General features: G+C 45.5%; 15 protein-coding genes and 4 pseudogenes. 10 read left to right on the top strand and 9 right to left on the bottom strand.

What is annotated here, in order from left to right:
* Positions 1 to 28 precede the first annotated feature (28 nt).
* A pseudogene (locus OZ401_RS25930) lies at positions 29 to 134 on the bottom strand (IS481 family transposase); the annotation flags it as partial.
* A pseudogene (locus OZ401_RS15450) lies at positions 103 to 258 on the bottom strand (helix-turn-helix domain-containing protein); the annotation flags it as partial. The pseudogenes OZ401_RS25930 and OZ401_RS15450, both read right to left, overlap by 32 nt.
* Positions 259 to 993: 735 nt before the next feature.
* On the opposite strand from OZ401_RS15450, the gene OZ401_RS15445 reads away from it, so the two are divergent.
* From OZ401_RS15445 to OZ401_RS15420, 5 genes and pseudogenes are all read left to right on the top strand, one after another.
* Positions 994 to 4419 (top strand): PAS domain S-box protein, encoded by a 3426-nt coding sequence (locus OZ401_RS15445; RefSeq protein WP_341471356.1) that lies wholly within the window; start codon positions 994 to 996, stop codon positions 4417 to 4419.
* Positions 4420 to 4618: 199 nt separating this feature from the next.
* Positions 4619 to 4963: a transposase gene (locus tag OZ401_RS15440; RefSeq protein ID WP_425607634.1), complete on the top strand. Its 345-nt coding sequence runs from the start codon at positions 4619 to 4621 to the stop codon at positions 4961 to 4963.
* 162 nt (positions 4964 to 5125) lie between these two features.
* Positions 5126 to 6279, top strand: a pseudogene (locus tag OZ401_RS25815) (IS256 family transposase).
* 230 nt (positions 6280 to 6509) lie between these two features.
* Positions 6510 to 8513: a WD40 repeat domain-containing protein gene (locus OZ401_RS15425; RefSeq protein ID WP_341471354.1), complete on the top strand. Its 2004-nt coding sequence runs from the start codon at positions 6510 to 6512 to the stop codon at positions 8511 to 8513.
* A 206-nt stretch (positions 8514 to 8719) separates the two neighbouring features.
* Positions 8720 to 9703, top strand: a complete 984-nt coding sequence (locus OZ401_RS15420) for an ADP-ribosylglycohydrolase family protein (protein ID WP_341471353.1) — start codon at positions 8720 to 8722, stop codon at positions 9701 to 9703.
* Here the strand turns inward: OZ401_RS15420 and OZ401_RS15415 are convergent.
* A complete protein-coding gene (locus OZ401_RS15415) occupies positions 9700 to 10791 on the bottom strand; it encodes an IS4 family transposase (protein WP_341467879.1) in 1092 nt (363 codons plus the stop codon). The genes OZ401_RS15420 and OZ401_RS15415 overlap by 4 nt on opposite strands.
* A gap of 355 nt (positions 10792 to 11146) precedes the next feature.
* Between OZ401_RS15415 and OZ401_RS15410 the strand changes: the two genes are divergently transcribed.
* The 3 genes and pseudogenes from OZ401_RS15410 (at position 11147) to OZ401_RS15405 (ending at position 11963) form a co-directional block, all read left to right on the top strand.
* The gene (locus OZ401_RS15410; protein ID WP_341471352.1) at positions 11147 to 11272 is read left to right on the top strand and encodes a hypothetical protein; all 126 of its coding nucleotides are present in this window, start codon (positions 11147 to 11149) and stop codon (positions 11270 to 11272) included.
* 64 nt (positions 11273 to 11336) lie between these two features.
* A pseudogene (locus OZ401_RS25925) lies at positions 11337 to 11510 on the top strand (hypothetical protein); the annotation flags it as partial.
* Positions 11511 to 11561: 51 nt separating this feature from the next.
* Positions 11562 to 11963, top strand: a complete 402-nt coding sequence (locus tag OZ401_RS15405; protein WP_341471351.1) for a helix-turn-helix domain-containing protein — start codon at positions 11562 to 11564, stop codon at positions 11961 to 11963.
* Between the two features lie 165 nt (positions 11964 to 12128).
* Here the strand turns inward: OZ401_RS15405 and OZ401_RS15400 are convergent, their stop codons facing one another.
* On the bottom strand, positions 12129 to 12689 hold the full coding sequence (locus OZ401_RS15400) for a PadR family transcriptional regulator (RefSeq protein ID WP_341471350.1): 561 nt from the start codon (positions 12687 to 12689) through the stop codon (positions 12129 to 12131).
* A 125-nt stretch (positions 12690 to 12814) separates the two neighbouring features.
* On the opposite strand from OZ401_RS15400, the gene OZ401_RS15395 reads away from it, so the two are divergent.
* On the top strand, positions 12815 to 13690 hold the full coding sequence (locus OZ401_RS15395) for an SDR family oxidoreductase (protein ID WP_341471349.1): 876 nt from the start codon (positions 12815 to 12817) through the stop codon (positions 13688 to 13690).
* Positions 13691 to 13941: 251 nt separating this feature from the next.
* Here the strand turns inward: OZ401_RS15395 and OZ401_RS15390 are convergent, their stop codons facing one another.
* A complete protein-coding gene (locus OZ401_RS15390) occupies positions 13942 to 15618 on the bottom strand; it encodes an acetate--CoA ligase (protein ID WP_341471348.1) in 1677 nt (558 codons plus the stop codon).
* Positions 15619 to 15821: 203 nt separating this feature from the next.
* Here OZ401_RS15390 and OZ401_RS15385 point away from each other — a divergent pair, with 203 nt between their 5' ends.
* Complete coding sequence (locus tag OZ401_RS15385) at positions 15822 to 16493, top strand: hypothetical protein (protein ID WP_341471347.1); 672 nt, start codon at positions 15822 to 15824, stop codon at positions 16491 to 16493.
* A 47-nt stretch (positions 16494 to 16540) separates the two neighbouring features.
* On the opposite strand, the gene OZ401_RS15380 is transcribed toward OZ401_RS15385, so the two are convergent.
* The 4 genes from OZ401_RS15380 to secG form a co-directional block, all read right to left on the bottom strand.
* Positions 16541 to 17488 (bottom strand): uroporphyrinogen decarboxylase family protein, encoded by a 948-nt coding sequence (locus tag OZ401_RS15380; RefSeq protein WP_341471346.1) that lies wholly within the window; start codon positions 17486 to 17488, stop codon positions 16541 to 16543.
* A gap of 342 nt (positions 17489 to 17830) precedes the next feature.
* Positions 17831 to 18241 (bottom strand): PPOX class F420-dependent oxidoreductase, encoded by a 411-nt coding sequence (locus OZ401_RS15375; protein WP_341471345.1) that lies wholly within the window; start codon positions 18239 to 18241, stop codon positions 17831 to 17833.
* Between the two features lie 249 nt (positions 18242 to 18490).
* Positions 18491 to 20149 carry an ABC transporter substrate-binding protein gene (locus OZ401_RS15370; RefSeq protein ID WP_341471344.1) on the bottom strand — a complete coding sequence of 553 codons (1659 nt, stop codon included), beginning with the start codon at positions 20147 to 20149 and terminating at the stop codon, positions 18491 to 18493.
* 12 nt (positions 20150 to 20161) lie between these two features.
* Positions 20162 to 20386 (bottom strand): preprotein translocase subunit SecG, encoded by a 225-nt coding sequence (gene secG / locus OZ401_RS15365; RefSeq protein ID WP_341471343.1) that lies wholly within the window; start codon positions 20384 to 20386, stop codon positions 20162 to 20164.
* Between the last annotated feature and the right edge of the window lie 156 nt (positions 20387 to 20542).

The raw sequence follows: 20542 nt of genomic DNA, 5'->3' as shown, positions 1-20542 counted from the left end.
GCGGTAGTTTCTAACAGTTTATCCAATCGTTTCTGATCTGCCAAGTGCTTGCTATCTCGAAAAGTTTGTAAAGGGGTCTTGCCGTAACAATACCGCCCAATATGCGCGCGCTCCCGATTGTAATACTCCAACCATGTAGCGGTAGAAAGTATCGCGGGAATAGCCCAGGACTTTGCAGGCCTGGCTGACATTGCCTAACTCCTCGGCTAGCTTCAGCAGTCCTACTCGCCCTTTGATGATTTTTCGTTCGACTGACATCGGACACTCCTTCTGATAATGCTTGTGTTGATTTTACCATACGTGTCCGATCTAGTCCTAATCATTACATTTTATAATTTCAACACTGGGAGTGTTCGAAGTAATTCGTGACCGTTTAGTTCGCCCGAATAAGCCACAAGCTTAAAATACCTGCATCATTTTAGGGCACGCTAAAACTGGACTGTACCCAAGCCCTAGATATGTGCCTGGCGTTTGCACACGCAGACCAGACCCGCCGGCGCTATCCTGCCGCCTTCTCCTCGGACGTGAAACCGTAATCGCACGACATTTCTGGAAGCAAGCTCAACCCGTTTTAAGGATTGCGCCCTCTGAAGGTTAGACAGGTCATCGGAACACACCACCAACCGAAACCCAATATTGTTGTTACTGTTGTTAGGGTTGTTGTTGCTGTGGTACACACAGGACACATTAGCTTCATTGTTGTTGAAAGAACCGCCCCGCAGCACCTACCCAGTAGCCTGACCGGGCTAATAAACCCCGCAAACCCATTATATTACGAGCCAATAGGCTGACTACCACTTTTTAGGGCGGCGCTTCGCGCTTTCGGAATTCTCTTTACGCCTTACCCCATCTCCACATTTCTTCGTGGGACTTCTCCTAGCCTTTACTTTTTCCAGCCGGAAGTATTCCAATAGGAAGTATAATTGTAAGTAGGGCATCCAAATAACTGCTTAGTCGTAATACAAATTTGCTAGGTTTTCAAAAGGTATGACCATGCGCCATTCAAAGGTTGTAGAACCCGAAAAAAACAATATTCTCCTTATCACTGATTCCCCGTCCGATGTTGACTACTTGGTTGTATTACTCAGAGATTCTGCGAAAATCAACTTCGAATATCGCCTTGTCCTAAATGCCCTTGAGCTTGAAATAGCCCTCAAAGAGCGCGAGTGGGACTTAGTTTTGTGCAATTTTGTATTAGCTACGCTAAGCTCGGTCGATGTGATTAAGTTAGTCAAACACTCCCAACCCACCACCCCAATTATCCTTGTTTCAGAAGGGGCAACGGTGCAGGTCGCAGTAGATATGATGCGTCTGGGGGCAAGCGGGTTCGTTGAAAAGACGGATTACCTTCGTCTTATAGAATTTGTCAGACAAGCGCTTGAAACGAGGCATTTAACAAAAGAATCGGATGAATCGTATTACGAGAGCATTATCAAATATCAGACAGAGCTTATCTGTCGTTATGATGCCGATTTTCGGCTGACCTTTGCCAACCGCGCCTACAGCGAATGGTACGAGCAGCCTATTGAAGCTCTATTGGGTAGTAATATTCTGGATAATATTCCGGCAGAGTATCGAGAGCGGGCAATTGCCCATGTCAAAACCTTAACATTTGATAGTCCCGTTGCAAAATTGGTATATCAAGATAGCCTACCCGGGCAGAAACTTCGCTGGATTGAATGGACAAACCGGGCTATATTCGATAAAAGTGGTCGCTTTATCGAATATCAAAGTGTCGGACGCGACATCACCGAACACAAAAGAATTGAAGAAAAGCTACTCTACAGCGAAGCTCAACAGAAAGCTTTACTTTCGGCGAACCCTGATTTATTGTTTCGTATAACGCCTGAAGGAATATTTGTAGAATTTCATGGTCCCCAAACCGATTTGCTAGTTCCGCCGGAAGCTTTTATCGGCAAACATATTCAGGACATTTTACCCTCGTGGGTTGCGAACCGCTCGCTGGAGGCAATCAAGCAGGTTGACCTCACGAGACAACCTGTAATTTTCGAATATGAGCTGTTCTTTCAAGCAGATATGCATTTCTTTGAAGCGCGGTTTGCACCGTTAGATAATACTGAGGAAGTGCTGGCAATTATTCGCGATATAACCGCTCGCAAAAGAGCGGAAGCAGCCTTGCGAGACAGCGAAGAAAAGTATCGCAGCCTGATTGAAAGCTCGGATGGTGCATTTTCGATGGTTGATTCCACCGGACGTTATTTGTATTTGAATAGAATCGCTGCCGTTCCTTTTGGTGTAGAGCCTGAGCAACTGATGGGCAAGACCGTGCATGACTTATTCCCGCCCTCACAAGCCAACAATATAATGGCTGATATAAATCGGGTTATAACCCTCGAAAAAGGCTTAGTCCTTGAACCTGAAGTGACTCTTGCCGGGAAATCAGTTTGGTTTCGTACTAGCCTGCAACCGATACGGGATAGCACGGGAAAGCCTTATGCGGCGCTGATTTACGCCAGCGAAATTACCGATAAGAAAATGGCAGAACGAGAAATCCTTATGCAGAATGAGTTATTGCGCCAGTCAAGAAATCTCATCGCAATGAGTAATCTGGAAGGACAAATTACCTTTATGAACCGGGGTGGCGCAATTATGCTCGGTTACGACCAACCGGAAATGTTTATAGGTAAGCAAATCGCCGATTTTCACTTGCCGGAAGATGCAGAACGCGCCCTTAATGAATATTTGCCGTATGCCTTAAAAAACGGACAATGGAGTGGAGAAAACCGTCTTAAAACCCCGGATGGTCGGCTAATTGATGTGGAACAGACCATCTTCCCTATTCTCAATGACAGCGGGAATATTCTACAAGCGGCTACCATTATGGTGGACATCACCCAGCGCAAGCATGGAGAAGAAGCTTTGCGCCAAAGCGAAACCCGTTTTAAGGCGCTGGTGGAAAACTCTCCAGACTTTATCGTCAGACATAATATAGAATTTGAGTTGCTCTATGCTAATCCGGCAGCAGCTCAATTATATGGTGAGTCGGCAGAGTCTTTAATTGGAAAAACTCCAGAGAAGCTTGCAATAGACCAAAATGTTTTGCAACCTTGGCAGGAATTTGCCCTAAAAGTAATCGAAACCGGGCAAGAGCAGGTGCTAGATTATGAAATCACTTTATTTGGGCAAGTGTTTTATCTCCAAACCCGCATAGTCCCAGAATTTAACACCAAAAAGCAGTTAGTATCCTTACTTTCTATTACTCGCGATTTAACCTCGCTCAAACAAGCGCAAAATGAGGTAATCAGGAGCAAAGAACAACTTTTCCATTCTCAGAAAATGGAGATGGTGGGCAGGTTGGCAGGGGGCGTGGCACACGATTTTAATAATCTGCTGACCGTAATCCAAGCTTACGCCGAAATAATAGCTAACGGTTTGCATTCACAAGACCCGCTGCTTGAAAATGCGCAGGAAATCAAGAAGGCAGGGGAAAAAGCTGCCGCTTTAACCAAGCAACTGCTGGCTTTCAGCCGTCGTCAGAGGCTTCAACCAAAGGTGCTAAACCTCAATAATACGATTCTGGATATTGAGAAAATGTTGAAGCGTTTGATTGGGGATAATGTTGAGATAATGTGTGAACTTGACCGCAACCTAGGTATGGTGATGGCTGACCCGGTTCAGGTAGAGCTAATTATAATAAACCTAGCGGTTAATGCTAGGGATGCAATGCGCGGAGTCGGTAGCTTTAAGCTGAAAACTTCCAATGTGCAGTTAGATGAGGGACACACCGGCTACTTCCAGACTATAAAACCAGGACAATATGTTTTGCTAGAAGCAAGCGATACAGGCTGCGGAATGGATAATGAAACGCTAAGCCATATCTTTGAGCCTTTCTTTACTACTAAAGAACCTGGAAAGGGCACTGGTCTGGGGCTTGCCACTGTGTACGGGATAATCCAGCAAAGCCAAAGTTATATTTCTGTTTACAGTGAACCGGGATTGGGTTCTGTTTTCAAAATCTACTTACCAAAACTGGAAGGGATTTCAACTCCTGAAGTGGTTGAGCAACCAGTCGTAAACCTGCCCACGAGCGGTTCCGAAACGATACTCTTAGTGGAAGATGAAAACCTCATCCGAAAATTAGCTAGAGCGCTACTGAGAAAAAACGGCTACACGGTTCTGGAAGCAGAAAACGGTCATGAAGCTCTAGAAATGTATCGGAATTACGGAGGTAAAATCGACCTGCTGATAAGTGATATGGTGATGCCCCGAATGGGTGGGAAAGAACTTTCTGTAGAACTGGCAAAACATTTCCCCGACCTGAAAATACTTTTAATGTCAGGTTATTCGGAAGACATGTTTTACGATGATAGCATTCTCCTATCAACGGATTTTATCCAGAAACCTTTTTCGTCTATAGAGCTTGTTAGGAAAGTGCGCTTGCTACTGGATAGGGTATAGAATCTATGGTGTTATCTGACCACCAAAGCCATTATCTGGTCGGACAGAAGAAGCTACTAGGGCTTCGTGGTGTATCCCGATTACCGAAGGCTGAAGCGGCGCAACACCGTAAATGAGGGTGTACATTAGTGTGTGTAAATGGAAAAAGCTGCTGCTACAATAAAGCAATTAAAACCAGCTAATAAGGAGAAAACCATTTATGCCAGACAGCAACCAGAACTCGAATTCAAAAAAGAAGCAGATCCAGGAGATTATTCAGGCATCCTTACCACCCATGGAGTTAATCCAACAACAGTTGGGCAGTGCCAAAAGTATGGACGATTTCTTCGGCAAAGAAGGCATCCTTTGCAGGGTTTTCGGCCATACCCTCGAAAAATTGTTGGAAGCTGAAATCACCGACCACCTCGGCTACGACAAATACGAAGCGGCGGGTCGAAACAGTGGCAACTCGCGCAACGGCAAAATCAACCGCTCCAGCGTCGGTGAAACCGAAATAGCCGTGCCCAGAGACCGTAACGGGGAGATTGGAATGCCCCCTATATGACCAGACCACATTCTAGCTGCTTTTGAGCCGAGAGTGTATCCTAACGTGTGTAAAAGGAAAAAGCTGATGGTAAGATAGCCGAAAATAAAAACAGCTATTAAGGAGAAAACCAGTGGCGGCTAACAACAAACTAGCAAATCCAGCAATTTGCCATCAGTAGAAGTGGTCCAGCAAGAACTGGACAAGGCTAGCTCCATCGAAGATTTCTTTGGTCGGGAAGGGATCTTCGCCAAACTGTTCGCTCGCACCCTGGAGCAAATGCTGGAGGCGGAACTGACCGACCATCTGGGTTATGAGAAATATGAGGCTAAAGGTCGTAATAGTGGTAATAGCCGAAACGGCAAAGTTACTCGCCAGCTAAATTCCTCAGCCGGTAGCACCACCATCCAGGTGCCAAGGGATCGCAATGACGAGTTCGAACCCACCCTACTCAAAAAGTACGGTCATAACACCAACGAACTGGAAGAAAAGATCCTGGGTCTGTATGGCAAAGGGCTCTCTACCCGAGACTTGCAGGAGACTTTACAGGATCTGTATGGGGTGGAAATCTCGCCCGCTACCATCAGCGCCATGATCTGGCCGATGGTAGAAGCCTGGCAGAACCGGCCACTGGCAGCTATTTACCCGATCATCTATCTGGACACCATCTTTGTGAAAATGCGCCGGGAAGGCAAAGTCGAGAATATGGCAGTTTACAATGTGTTGGGGGTCGATCTGGAAGGGCGGCGCGATATTCTGGGTCATTGGGGAAGGAGCTAAATTCTGGCTGGGAGTGATCAGTGCTCTGAAAGGGCGTGGGGTCGAGGATATTTTTATCGCTTGCGTGGACGGGCTAAGCGGTTTCAGTGAGGCGATCCAGGCGGTCTTTCCCTACGCCCAGGTTCAGCGCTGCATTATTCATCAAATCCGCACCAGCCTGCTCTATGTGGTCTGGAAGGATCAGAAAGCCTTTATGGCTGACTTGACAAGGCGGCTACTCGGGAAGAAGCCGAACTCAACCTGCTAAATCTGACCGATAAATGGGTGGGAAGTATGCCATTGCGGTAAAGAGCTGGGAGAACAATTGGGCGGAGCTGTCCACCTATCCACCTGATATCCGGCGGCTGATCTACACCACGAATTCCGTCGAGGGCTACCATCGCCAATTGCGTAAAGTGATCAAAACCAAGGGGGCTTTTCCCTCCGCGGAGTCAGTAAGGAAGTTATTTTACCTGGCAAATTGTGATATTACCAGCGATTGGACCATGCCGATACCTAATTGGGCATGTATTTTGAACCAGCTTTCGATCTGTTTTAAGCAAAGAGTAACTATTTGAATTCAGCAATCAATTCCATTTACACAAAACTATTGACATACCCGGAACGGATTTATAATGAAGGTCGCTTACATTCGTCTTTGGGCTACTTATCGCCGATAGATTTTGAACATAATTGGTTGGCTCAAAAGCGGCTAGAATGTAGTCTGGTCTTATAGGGCGCATTCCAAACACCCCGAAATGGTGTACTGCTACAAGAGACCTAGCACAACGAAAGGAACGTTTGTTTTATGAAGAGGTTTCGCTTATCTCTACTAGCTTTAGTGTTATTGGTTTCAACCTTACTGGTAGCGTGTGACGATACTACTGCTACCACCATCGCCCCTACTGCTACCGCTCGCCCAACCGTAGCTAAAACCGCACGGGCTACTGCCTCATCAACCGTTACTGCTCGCCCAACCGTAGCTAAAACCGCCACTGTAGCAGTATCTGGTACACCGGCGGCTAGTAATCTGCCCGCTCTGAAGCTCCGCTACTCTACGCCTTCCCTTCCCGGTCACTCTGCCGGGGTCAGTTCGGTAGCGTACAGCCCGGATGGGAAGACGCTCGCCAGTGGGAGTTGGGATAAAACTATTAAGCTGTGGGAAGTTGATTCTGGTAATGAGCTTAGCACTTTTTCTGGGCATTCTGCCGCTGTTACTTCGGTAGCTTTCAGCCCGGACGGGAAGACCCTTGTCAGTGGGAGTAATGATAAAACTATCAAGCTGTGGGAAGTTGATTCTGGTAATGAGCTTAACACTCTCAAGGGGCATTCTGACGTTGTTGCGGCGGTAGCGTTCAGCTCGGACGGGAAGACAATTGCCAGCGGGAGTAATGATAGAACTATCAAGCTGTGGGACGTGGCTTCGGGCAAGGAACTTAACACCCTCAATGGGCATGCTGGCTATGTCGTAGCGCTAGCGTTCAGCCCGGACGGGAAGACCCTTGTCTCCGGGAGTTATGATAATAACCTCAAGCTGTGGGATGTGGCTTCCGGTAAAATGCTCAACACCCTTAAGGGGCATGCTGCTAGGGTTATTTCGGTAGCGTACAGCCCAGATGGAAAGACAATTGCCAGCGGCAGTTATGATAAAAATATCAGGCTGTGGGAGGCGGCTTCTGGCAAGGAAATACGCACCCTCAAGGGGCATACTGACTATGTTACAGCAATAGCCTTCAGCCCGGACGGGAAGATGCTGGCTAGCGCTAGTCGGGACACTAGCGTGAAGCTGTGGGAAGTGGCTTCCGGCAAGGAGATTGATACTCTGACAGGGCATACTGACATGGTCTTTTCGGTAGCGTTCAGCCCGGATGGCAAGACCCTTGCCAGCGGGAGTTGGGATAAAGATATCAAGCTGTGGGATGCGAATTCTAGTGAAGAGATAGGTACACTCTCTGGACATTCCATTGGAGTTACAGCGGTAGCATACAGCCCGGATGGCAAGACCCTTGCCAGCGGGAGTTGGGATGCTAGTATCGAGCTGTGGGAGGCGGCTTCTGGCAAGGAAATACGCACTTTGACGGGGCATGCTGACTATATTACAGCAATAGCCTTCAGCCCAGACGGGAAAACTATTGCCAGCGGGAGTTGGGATAAAAATATCAAACTGTGGGATGCCGCTTCTGGCAAGGAAATACGCACCCTGGCGGGTCATTCTGACTATGTTACAGCGGTAGCGTTTAGTCCGGATGGGAAAACTATTGCCAGCGGGAGTTGGGATAAAACTATCAAGCTGTGGGATGCCGCTTCTGGCAATCTGCTCAACACTCTCTCTAGCCATTCTGCCTATGTTACAGCGGTAGCGTATAGCCCGGACGGCAAGACCCTTGCTAGCGCTAGTTGGGATGCTACTATCAAGTTGTGGGAGGCGGCTTCGGGCAAGGAGCTTAACACTCTCAGGGGTCATGCTGACTATGTCAATGCGGTAGCCTTCAGCCCGGATGGCAAGACCCTTGCCAGCGGGAGTAAAGACAAAAGCGTGAAGCTGTGGGAGGTGGCTTCTGGCAAGGAACTTGGCACTCTCATGGGGCATTCTAGCTATGTTACAGCGGTAGCGTTCAGCCCAAATGGAAAGACGATTGCCAGCATAAGCGCTGATAGCAGTGTCAAGCTATGGAGTATGGCTTCGGGCAAGGAGCTTAGCAACACTGTCGCTGACCTAGTTTCTGCGCTTACTCTCTCGCCGGATGGTAAGCTTTTGGTGACAGGTCATGAGGATGGTTCTATCAAGCTATGGGAAATTTTGGGGCTTTAAGCTGCCATACCGGGAGACAGAAGTTTCCTCTCACAAAATCCCTTGTGGGAGGTTACTCTTATAGAAAGCTAGCTATATCTTACCTTCAGGAAGAGCTAGGGAAAAGACGAAGGGGCGAATAAGATGTTCAATAAATTTGAGTTCATGATTAAAATTGAAGGACACCTCGTTGACGCTGACCCTATTGCCGGAAAGAAGGTAAAATAATGCTAACTTCCCAGACAAATTTAGAATATCGGTTTTTAGGCTGCTTGCTAGGTGGCGCAGTAGGTGACGCTCTTGGCTTTACCACCGAAAATTTAAGCCCTCAACGAATAAAAACAAAATATGGCCGCCTGACCGAATATAAGGTAAGACCTGGCCGAGGCTACTTCACCGACGATACCCAGTTAACGATTGCCCTTGCTGAAACCCTGCTCGAAGGTCAGGGTTTCCAGTCCAGGATTTTCAAGCGGAAATTAGCCCGCTGGTGGTTGGTGCCACCCCGCTTGAGTGGACGTAGCATCAAAAATGCTTCTTTTAAATGCTTACTGGGTTTGAAAAATACCGGTAGCAACCGACCGGGCAGCGGAAGCGCGATGCGCTCGGCCCCTCTCGCCCTATACTACTATAATCAGGAGTCTACCCTTTTTGATATGACGGTTGAATGCAGCCGCATCACTCACACTCACCCCGCCGCTATCGCTGGCGCGCTGGTAAGTACCTTCTCCATTGCCTACTGTCTCACCCATAGCCAATTAAACAGGCAAGAATATCTTCATAAAATCGCCGGAGTGGCAGAGCAATTCGATAAAACTATGAGCAAGAATCTGCTGGCTCTAGAAGAAATGCTGGGTCAGCCCGAAGAAGAAGCGCTAAAAGAGTTACTAAAGAATAGCCGAGCCACCGGTAGCCCGGTTGGTGATGTAATGATGACGGCTGTCTACGCCTTTCTAAAACACCCGACAGATTTCGAACAAAGTGTGCTATTGTGCGTAAATGCGGGGTGGGATACCGACACAATGGCGGCGATTAACGGCAATATATCAGGGGCCTTTAACGGAGTTAAAAGCATACCTGAAAGCTGGGTAAAAGGATTGGAAAACGGCTATAAGGGTCGGGATTACCTACTGGAGTTGGGTAAAAGCCTTCATTCGCACACCTCTCAGGTAAAAAAACCAAATCTTTTATTTGCTACCGTACACAATTAGAAATCCTCTAAAAGAAAAGGGATAAAGGCGACTGGTAAGGGTAAATGTTCATTCAAAAAATGCTCAAGCAGGTTCAAACCTAAATTGAACAGGCTCAAATCCAGTCGTTCGGTGCGATGAATGACCCGGTTCCAGCCTTCAGCTAAAGCTATCGTACCCAGATGTACAATCCAAAGATAAGCCAGACAAGCCGCTAACAATAACCTTTCTAGCCGTTTAGGGTCATCCAAATGGCTCTTGTCCAGCCGAAACCCTCGGCTCTTGCTATCGGAAAAGAAGGTTTCAATCCTAAACCTCTTTTTGTAGTACCGGATTGCTTCCTGGGCTAGAGCCAAATTACTCACCAGATAAAGTGGCTCACGGTAAGGCTTTTGCCAGACCGCTATGACCAGTACTGGTCCGTACTCGTGTTTGCTGAATGCTACGCCGCTCTGACTCACTACCTGACCAGGCTGAACCCCTAACTTACTGATGGCATAATGAGCTTGTTCATCCAACCAGACCTGGCTATTTTTAGCAGTACGACAGACATACTGCCAACCGTAATAATCTAACCGTCTTAACAAACGACAGCCATCGAATTCACCATCACCCAAAAAGACTACTTGGCTACCAGACGGAACCAACGAGTGAACTTGCTTTAACAATCTGATGTGCAAAGCTTGAGCTAAATGTCCCTTTTTAGCCTTAACCACCAACCAACCCAAAGGTAAAGCCCGCCCCTGATATACTACACTGATTACTAAGCCCATTCCACCAGCACCAACCTGACTGCCATCTATCACCAGTACCAGTGGACAATGACACAGGCTACTCAGCAATTGTTTGGCGAAAGGAGCATACACCACTTTTTGGTTAAAGTTATCATTTTTGAGCAATCGGCGCATTCGGATGATGCGGCTTTCCCGTTTAGTTTTATCTGGCACTTTGGCGGCGATATTAGGCAACGCACTATGCCGACTACCTACAATCCCACTGATCACCATCGCTAGAATTGTTAAATATTGTAATTCGCGCCCCTGCGCTTGTGGGTGGAGTTGCAACAATTGCTGTTTTATGGCACGATGTCGGCGAAGGTTGTCACTCATTTTGGTATCCTTTTGCTTTCTACTTTGGTCGGTAAGAAAACTACAGTTTACCACTCTGCCTCAACCTTCTCCTCCTTTTCCTCTCCTTTATATCTGTACGGTAGCAAAGTCAGATTTAGAAATAATCCCTACCAATCAAAAAAGCGTGAACCTATAGTAGCAAAGGAGGCATTCTGATGGATGGGTTAAGACCCATTTGAGACGGTAAATGCAGAACTTAAGGCTGCCCTAATGGCGGAACCTGGGCGAACAGCCAAATCGTTGTTTGTTGAGTTGCAAGAGCGTTACCCTGGTCAATACCGCGATGTGTTGCAAAGAACTTTACGGCGGGCGGGTACACGAATGGCGGGTGAGTATGCTAGTCGAGTTTGATGATGGCTGGATAGAAGATGAAGTAATCTCGGTAAAAACATTACCGAAACCATTGCGGGGGAAATTTACCGAAGCAGTGCCAGAAGAAGCCAGCTTACCGGACAAGTAGATTGACACCTGGGTGGGTATGATCTTAAATGATGCAACAAGGGCAAATCGGGTTACATTTTTAGATGATGCAATACGCCCTTCTTTCTTATTATCCGTCAACAACATTCTTGACTGCCTCAAAATTCCTAGAGGGTAGCTTATCTCCTCATCTCCGTTTTTGCCCCTTCTGTTTAGAGCAATATAATTATTATAAACTTGTTTGGCGTTACAACCAGAATATCGGTTGCGCTGAGCATCACTGTCAGCTATTAGAGGGTTGTGGTCATTGTAATCGTGAAATTCCTCTGTTGACCAACCCCCTCACCCTTGGCAAATGTCCCTACTGTAAAAAGGAATTGAAAAGTAGTGTCGTCAAGAAATTGGCTGAAAGCGAAAACATAATTAAGCTGGAGACAATAAATAATGATCTTGAATTTCTGCTCTCACCTCATTCAAATGAAGAAGAAGGGGAGAAGGTAATAATTGAACTAGGAGAAGAACTCAGAAGGAGAAGGGTAGCGAGGGGTGAGACAATAAAGGAAGTTGCAGATAAGTTAGCGCTGAAGAGTTCTGAAATATTCTTTGTGGAAGAAGGAAGAATAAAGAATGGAACCGCGCCGTTTAGAGCGTACGTGGAGTATACATATTATAATGGAATAAGTATCAAAGAGATGTATTTATTGGTAGAAAAAAGAGAAGAGAATATCTAGCGACAAGCTAAATGAATTGATTTAAATTCAGTCAGCTTGAAAGTCTCCAAAAAGAGGCGTTTTTATTTTCCGCTATAGCGATGGAAAATTAAGAAAGCACTTATACTTTTTCCGCGATAGCGATGGAACTGACAACAGTAAAGAAGCCAATCCCACTGGATATTGCTAGAAGAAATCGGGCTTTTCCAATTGCTCAATAACCCAGCGACACCACTCGGCATATTCGCGTTCATGACCAATACCTCGCGCTAGGCTTAGATACTTGCCAAACAAAGAGCTATGCTTACTGCGTTGCTCCCTTTGCAGATTTTCTTCTCCCCAAATATATAATTGCTCATAGTGAGCTAGTTGCTGACGATGGCGAAGCTCTTCTTGTTTGAACAGTTCAATTGCTTTCTCAGGTTCGGCTAACCAAATACAATACGCTTTTAATATCAGTTCATCCCGCACCGGGGCTGATTCAGCCGGAGTAGTTACCCAATTTCGCAAAATTTCTAAGCCTGCTGGCGTAATATGATAGAGCTTTTTATGCGGACGGTCTTGCTGCTCAATTACCTCAAAAGCTACCAGACCTTCGCTTTCCAAGCGGGCGAGTTCAGGATATATCTGGCTATGCTTAGCGCTCCAGAAATATCCAACCTGTTGTTTCATTAGCTGAGCCAAATCATAGCCCGTTCGAGATTCATCCGCCAGCATACCCAACAAAGCATAACCTAAATTTGTCATTTTCTATCCTTATGTAATAATTTACATATAAAAGCATTGACATATTAAATGATATGTAATAATATACATATGTAAAATGATATATATAATTCTATGTCTTGTCAAGAACAAAAGGAGTTAAAATCATGGCAGAAAAAATATTGGTTATTGGAGCAACAGGGCTGTTGGGCGAACCGGTGGCACGCAAATTAAAAGCGGATGGTTATACAGTTCGTATTTTAAGCCGCTCTGTGGAAAAAGCCAAAGCGAAATACGGCGCTAATTTCGAAATTGCCGTTGGTGATGTTGAAGATACCCGCACACTCGAAGCGGCTTTGCGTAATTGTGATGGGGTTCATATCAATTTGGACGGTGGGCAAGACCCTGATTTGGAAAGGCGCGGCGTTATCAATATCGTCGAGGCAGCAAAAAAAGTTGGTGTAAAGCGACTAACATATTTGTCCGGCGCAAGTGTTTGCGAGGAAAATCGTTGGTTTGCCGGTACAAATGCAAAGTATCAGGCTGAAGCGGCTATAACCTCATCAGGTTTAGCTTATACCATCTTTAAAGCCACTTTCTTTATAGAATCACTTCCCCGCTTTGTTCAGGGAAAGCGAGCCAGTGTAATCGGTAAGCAACCCTCTAGCTGGCATTGGGTGAGCGCAGTTGATTATGCCGAGATGGTTTCCAAAGCATATAGAAGTTCTGAAGTTGCTGGAAAAGCTATTTATGTGCTAGGTCCAGAAGCTTACACTTTGGAAAATGCCCTGAAAATCTATTGTGGAACGTTTAGCCCGAATACAGCTGTTTCGAATCTTCCGATGGGAATGGCACGACTCATTGCCCTAATGAGCGGTAACAAGGAACTAAAACAGGTGCTTCCATTTTTCAACTATACTGGGAAGGTGCGCGAAAACGGCGATAGTAACGCGGCAAAAGCTCTTCTTGGCAGACCCTTCATTACCCTAGAAGAATGGTGCAAAGCCCGCTCCGGTGAACTTGCCGCCAGTATAAAAGCATAAAGCAATCGCCAAAACTTGATGGTGTGCGCCCTGTTTTTTACGCTCATTGATTTGTGCATAAATACGGGTGGTGGGCATGGTTGGTATGTCCTAGCAAGTCCTGTGTAGGGGCTAAATCGCCCGTAACTGTCATTTATGAGGTTATATGGAGATTTCTAGCTTCACAAACGTATCCCTTCAAATACAGGATGAATAGGATAAGAACCATTTTAATTCCACCCTGTATTTGAATAAAAATTGAAACCGACTTATTAATTGGCGGTTTCCCTACGTAGCAAAAACCGCTGAATTTTCCCGCTAGGTGTTTTTGGAAGCGCATCTGTGAAAATAATTTGGCGAGGGAAAGCATGCTTACCGACGTTTTTCCGTACAACCTGCTGCAATTCTTCTACTAGTTTTTCACTTCCCTCACTTCCGGTTTTTAGAGTCACATAGGCTTTAATGATTTCGCCGCGCTGCTGATCGGGCACACCGATAACCGCCGCTTCTGCTACAGCCGGATGTTCCAGCAAGGCGCTTTCTATTTCAAACGGTCCTACCCGATAGCCGCTAGTATTGATCAGGTCATCCGACCGTCCTTCAAACCAAAAATAGCCATCCTCATCTCGGCGCGCCATATCTCCGGTTAAATGCCAATCCCCTGCGTATAGCGCTTCGGTTTTTTCAGGCTCTTTCAGGTAACCCTTAAAGACATAACCCAAACAGGTTTTATTTAGAGCAATTTGCCCAACAGACCCGGTAGGCACAATATTGCCCTTCTCATCAACCAATTCAACCTCAAAACCGGGCATTGGGCGACCCATCGAACCCGGACGAATTGGGTCACTGAAAGCATGGTAATTATTTACAATCATCAGCAATTCGCTTTGCCCGTAATGGTCATAAATCGGTACATTTAACTCACGTTGGAACCAATCAATTACTTCAGGGTTGAGTGGTTCACCCGCGCTGCTGGCAACTCTTACGCTTGGCTTATACTTACGAGCAATATCCGCGCCTGCCGCTGCCAACGCCCGGTAAGCGGTCGGGGCGTAGGCGATATTTGTAACCCCATAGCGCTCTGCCACTTGCCAGAATAGTTCAGCGCTAAAGGTCGGTTCAATCATTGTAGCAGCGTTTCCGATCAACAATGGTCCAAGCAAGCAGATAATCAAGCCATAAGCCCAACCGGGATCCGCACCACCCCAGAAAACATCATCTTCACGCACACCCATTGCATAAAGCACATAGGGCAGGATAGACAGACCAATTTTATGTGAAATCATTGCGCCTTTTGCTTGTCCGGTTGAGCCACTGGTATATTGGATTTCTGCCAGATCATCCAGTTTCGTTTCTACTATGGCAAATTCAGTGGAAGCTCCATTAACTGTTGCCCAGAAGTTAGTTATACCCACACCCGAATATGCCTCTTCATCCCCGATTACCAGAATATTCTTTAACAGCGGTAACCCTTCCGCTTCATTTAGCCCCTCCTGTATTTTGGGAAAATTTGTGACATCGGTAATTACAGCGCTTGCCTCGCTATGGCGAAGGCGGTAGGCTACGGCAGGTCCCGCAAAAGCGGTAAATAGCGGTACATAAACGGCACCCATTTTCCAAATTCCAATTACAGTCGGCAAAATAGCCGGTGTTTTTGGCAACAAACCCGCTACCCTATCCCCTTTTTTGACACCAAGCGCAGTCAGCGTATTAGCTACTCGATTGGAGAGATCGCGTAACTGGCGATAGGTGTAATTTCCATGCGTGCCATCCTTTAACTCGAAACGCAAAGCTGTCGAATCGGCTTTTGCCGGGTCTTCTGCCCAACGATCACAAACTTCGTAGCCAAGGTTATAACGTTCACGCGGATTCCAACCACAACGCGCCATTAGTAAATCCCATGTGAAATTATCGACAAAATCATGATACAGGGGGCGAGTATCTGCCATCTTCTTCCTCCAGAATATATTTTTCGGGTGGTATAAAATTACTTGTCAGGATTATACGTACAGCCAATAATCCGGTCAAACTAATCTGGTAACTTCAAATTTCTTAAAATATATAGTAGCCTAAAATTTTTCTGGTATTATTGTAGTAGCAGTATCATTTTATGCTCAGTCAGCAGTAGATATGATTTAACCGGGAGGTTAACATGTCCCAAGAAAATCCCATCCAAACTACAACAAAAGCTGTGAAGTCCTTTAATCCGGACAAAACTGTAAAGGAATTGGTAGAACAAATCCGGGAACTAGCCGGAGAACGGAACGCCGGTACTTTTAAAGCGCTAGGCGAAAATGCCAAGAGACGATTTGGTACAAAGGAAGGAAGCGATCTTAAAACCCCTCTGAGCTTGCTCAAACTTAAAGTGGTGGACTTGGCAACTATTGCTGGCGTAGTGATATATCTCGATAGTGCGGGAGTAGGCAACAAGACCCTGAACATACTGTTAGCCGAACAAGGTTTGGGGAGAATTGATGGGCAACTTAACTTCACCCGCTATGCCTCTCAAGTAAGCATTCAAAATCGCGAGAAAAAACTAACTACCGTAAAATCCACCGCAAGGGAAGTACCGACAGTAGCGAAACCGGCTGAACCAAAAATACAAAAGCCAGTCGCCAAATCGGTTGAACCGAGAATGCAAAAACCTCCCACTAAGTCGGTTGAACCGAGAATACAAAAGCCTCCCACTAAGTCGGTTGATGCGGAAAAGCCAAAAACCCCCGCAAAGCATTCTGCTGGTGGTATTTTATCAAAGGCTGTAAAGCGTTTTTCCTCGGCAGAGACTAAGGATGAAAAAGCCCCTGCTGAGGCTAAAACTAAGTGATTTAAATAATTGAACAAATCCGGGTGTAGTTATGCCCGGATTTATCTTTAGCTGCTCCGCCTGTAATTGTGCGCTAGGTCAATTACGTATTTTAAGTTATCCCATGAGACATCGGAAGGCACTGTGCAATCGGCTGCCAGAATAAAGCGTTCCGGCGCTTCCTCAATAACCTTTTCAACATTCTGGCGGATTTGGTCGGGTGTACCGTTGGTAATAATCCCCTTGCGCTCCAAACCACCCATATAGGGTCGTTTGAAAAATTGTGCGGCTTCTTTAGGAGTCAATTCTTTATTTCCTACATTTAGTGGCGCGTTTACCACCGTACCGGGATAATCCACGAACTTCCCAAAATCATCATAATCGAGGTGGTAATCACAAACATGCAGAATATTGAACAGGCATTCCCGGTTTGCTTCTTCCATTAAAACCAAATCATAGGGTTTGATATATTTATCGAAAACGGTTGGGTCGTTAAAGCGTCCGATTTCACCGCCCTGAGTTGAGGTATAGAAGCCGTCCACTCCTAACTTAATACACTCGCGCACGAACAGCAAAAGGCTTTCGGTAATTGTTTCCAGAGCTTTCTTGATTAATTCAGGCTCGTTATTTAAAGCCTTACTGACAATAGCATCGCTGGTAGAATGCACTGCACACATAAAGGGGGAGTAGAGGGTAACTACTACCACTGCCTCATGTTTAATAGTTTTAACCAACCCCTCTATTGCTTCCAATTGTCCCTCATAAAACTCTCGACCATAGTAAGGCATTTTAAGCCAATCGGCAGGAGACTGGATTTCTGGAAGCGTAGGATATTTACCCTCATATTGTATTTTTAGCAAGTCCATACCCGTATAGCGGAAATACTCTAGATGCTTTTCAACTGCTGCACGTCCAGCGTGAAATTCATCCGGAAAGTGCAGAAAAAATGCAGCGGGGATGTAGGAGAACGGTTTGCTACTATCGACCACACTCAAAATTGCATCGCGTTTGTTCATGTTAATCCCTTTCTGAAAATTTGGCTCAGGTAAATTCTAGCGCATACTAATGCTAGAAGTAACCCGAAATTTAAGATTATGCTACTCTCATTATCGATTGATAAACTGTGGTGCGTACCCGTTGCTAGAGTCTTCTTTACACTAAAACTTTCAATGTTGTTCCACTCTTGAAGAAATTATTTATTTGATCAAAACCATTGCAAAATCTCGAAGCGCTTTCAAATCTCTGAATCCTCGAATCAGCTAATATCTTACAGTCAATGGCTTGTTAGGGTAAAGTTTATATACAGCTTACCATAAATAATAACAAACTTGCCAAACTACCCTCATTCCCGACAAAACCTAACCCACACCAACAGATGAAGCCTTTTCGATGCTCAAGCGTACCGTGTAGTGGTGTTTGTCCCCACCACCCAAGAACTCAGCCTGTTTCAAGCCTTCTACCGTTCCATAATAGCGTGTACCAAGCCGCACTAAATCGTTCCAGCCCTGGTCAAAATCCTCGATAATTGTTACAGTACCCTTGACTGACACAAAGCGACCACCGTTAGGAATACTCGCCGCGCAGCGTGGGTCTCGCAACAGGTTTCTAATTTTAAGGCTATCTGCTTCTAGGCTAAAAAGTAATTCATCGCCCTCTAGTTCAAACCAAACAGTGCTGAGTTGGGGAGTGCCATCTTTATTGATAGTTGCCAGCACGCAATAATGCGGGTAAGCAAGGTAAACCCGATGACTATCCGATAGTATCGTCATTGTTTATCTACCTTTATGATTATTTTCCTGTATAGCGGAGATGAAATACTAATTTGGCTATAAATTTATGCTTGCGGAGATAATTTGTCAACGTTGTGGGATAGACGTAAATAAAAAGAGGGTGGCTTGTTTGCTGCTAACCGAAAGGAAATCCGCACTTTTGGGACTATGCCGAAAGCACTATTTTAAACAGCTTACCGTTTATTTCCTTTTCCGTCTGAATTTCCGCGAACCATGATTTACAAGGGTTTAATTGCCAAACCTTGTATTACTAAGCACATAACGATTGGCTATATCTTTTAGACGATCGCTGGTTTCATTAACTACCTTTAGTTTGGTACTATCCAACCCTTGTACACGATCGCTGACAGCGTAGGTATATAATTGGTAATATAATGGCACGGCGGGTAAATCCTCTATCCACAAATCTTGCCACTGGTCGTAGCGTTTCTTGCGCTCGTCCTGTGCCAAAATCTGACGAGCTTCTTCTAGCAAGCGATCGGCTTTATCATTTTTCCAGTTGCTGTAATTGAATACCCCTGAGCTAGACCAAATCTGGAATACATCGGGGTCATTAGTTACCCCTTTTGTTGCCAGCATAACAGCATCATAGCGTCTTTTATCAAGATCATTAATAAATTCACGAGGGCTTGCCGAGAGCCGTACCGCCGCTACAATTCCAACATCACGCAGATTTGATACTAGTCGTTCGGCTATCACTTGTTCATCGGCACTGCCAATAAGCAAAGTAAAAGTTAGGGTTTGCCCGTCTTTTACCCTGATGTTTTCTTGATTTAGTTTCCAGCCTGCTTGATCCAACAAGTTTCGTGCGGCACTAGGGTTAAAATCGAAGGTTTTTATATCGGCTTTATAAGCCCACAAAAAGCTGAGGATAGGTGAGTTACTAACGACTGCTTGCCCTGCAAATTCTTCCTTCACCAGCGTATTTCGATCAATTGATTGAGTTATTGCTTGCCTGACCTCTTTCTGCCCGAAAAGGTCAGTCCGATTAAGGTTGAAGAAAAGGAAAGTATTGGCAGCATAGGGCGCGGTTAGTTCGCGTATATCGGTACGATTGAGTATTTTTGCTTGATCTTCGGGTGAGACCGAAGAAATACCATCTACTTGATTGGATTCAAGCGCAGTTAACGCTGCCCTTGCACTAGGATAGAAACGAAACCAAATCTTTTCCAGATAAGGTTTTTGACCGTAGTATAGAGGATTTACTTGCAAAGAAACACTATCCGGTGAAATACCGTCTTTCTGAAGGCGATAAGGTCCTGTACCGATTGGGGTCAGGTTAAAATCGGCTCGCCGTAATTCTGTTACTGGTACTGATCTTAATTGATGCTCTGGCAATAGTCCAACGCTAGTGTAATTCAGAAAAGGAGTCCAAACACTTCGGGTCAGGCGGAAGCGTACCGCGTAATCACCCAAACGGTCAACTTCTATATCTTTCCAAATATCGTGGAGCGCACGGGCGGAGGGGCTAAAAGTGGCAAAATCATCGCTTTTAAGCACATTTACAGTGAAAATTACATCTTTGGATGTGACAGGGAAACCATCTTGCCAGTAAACATCATGGCGAAGGTAAAATTCCCAAACCTTGCCACCTTCGAGGTCGTAATGAGCTTCGGCTATATCATCCTTAACTGTACCATCTGCCTCATTGCGTGTTAGACCGGTAAACACCAATGAAGAAATATCACGGCTAAGATCGTTAATCTGTAAGAGCGGGTTAATAGCAACTTCAGGAATGCCCTCTACCACCAACCCTTCAACATATGTTCCACCTTGAGCGGGTGTAGAAAAACGTGGCACTGCCAACAAGAAGTAAGCCAGCGACAATGCAATAGCAAGGAAGCCGACTCCAGCTACAAAAACCTGAAGCCGTAGTCGATTAACCAAATGCCAGTTCCTTTATTGCTTAATCAAGCTGTTTGACAGCGCAACCAATGCAAAAATAATCGAAAATAATATGGTAAATTGGAAAAGTCGCAACTCAAAGCCACGGCGTGAGCTGAAAATTTTGCTGCTATCAGCCGCTGACGAGCTAGTAATGCCACTACCCTTGCTTTGAAGCAATATCAGCACGATTATAAAAATAGCCAAGATAAGCTGAATTACGTTTAGAAATCCGCCCAAAATTATACTCCTGTGAATAAGAATCTTATGTCTGACAAAGTGCGATTATACCAACCTCTGAGTACAGATGCAAATAGGTAACTGTCCGGTAGCTGTAATGGTTTTTGGGTTGGTAATTCTTGGTTTTTATCATCACAATACCTTAAATCCAACCCA

The organism is Candidatus Chlorohelix allophototropha, assembly GCF_030389965.1.
GTDB lineage: Bacteria > Chloroflexota > Chloroflexia > Chloroheliales > Chloroheliaceae > Chlorohelix > Chlorohelix allophototropha.
Note: the sequence above shows the minus strand (reverse complement) of the source record. Positions and strands in the feature narration are given on the sequence as shown.

Coding starts and splice junctions, on each gene's coding strand:
- OZ401_RS15445 (WP_341471356.1), top strand. CDS start 994: ATGCGCCATTCAAAGGTTGTAGAACCCGAAAAAAACAATATTCTCCTT.
- OZ401_RS15440 (WP_425607634.1), top strand. CDS start 4,619: ATGCCAGACAGCAACCAGAACTCGAATTCAAAAAAGAAGCAGATCCAG.
- OZ401_RS15425 (WP_341471354.1), top strand. CDS start 6,510: ATGAAGAGGTTTCGCTTATCTCTACTAGCTTTAGTGTTATTGGTTTCA.
- OZ401_RS15420 (WP_341471353.1), top strand. CDS start 8,720: ATGCTAACTTCCCAGACAAATTTAGAATATCGGTTTTTAGGCTGCTTG.
- OZ401_RS15415 (WP_341467879.1), bottom strand. CDS start 10,791: ATGAGTGACAACCTTCGCCGACATCGTGCCATAAAACAGCAATTGTTG.
- OZ401_RS15410 (WP_341471352.1), top strand. CDS start 11,147: ATGCTAGTCGAGTTTGATGATGGCTGGATAGAAGATGAAGTAATCTCG.
- OZ401_RS15400 (WP_341471350.1), bottom strand. CDS start 12,689: ATGACAAATTTAGGTTATGCTTTGTTGGGTATGCTGGCGGATGAATCT.
- OZ401_RS15395 (WP_341471349.1), top strand. CDS start 12,815: ATGGCAGAAAAAATATTGGTTATTGGAGCAACAGGGCTGTTGGGCGAA.
- OZ401_RS15390 (WP_341471348.1), bottom strand. CDS start 15,618: ATGGCAGATACTCGCCCCCTGTATCATGATTTTGTCGATAATTTCACA.
- OZ401_RS15385 (WP_341471347.1), top strand. CDS start 15,822: ATGTCCCAAGAAAATCCCATCCAAACTACAACAAAAGCTGTGAAGTCC.
- OZ401_RS15380 (WP_341471346.1), bottom strand. CDS start 17,488: ATGAACAAACGCGATGCAATTTTGAGTGTGGTCGATAGTAGCAAACCG.
- OZ401_RS15375 (WP_341471345.1), bottom strand. CDS start 18,241: ATGACGATACTATCGGATAGTCATCGGGTTTACCTTGCTTACCCGCAT.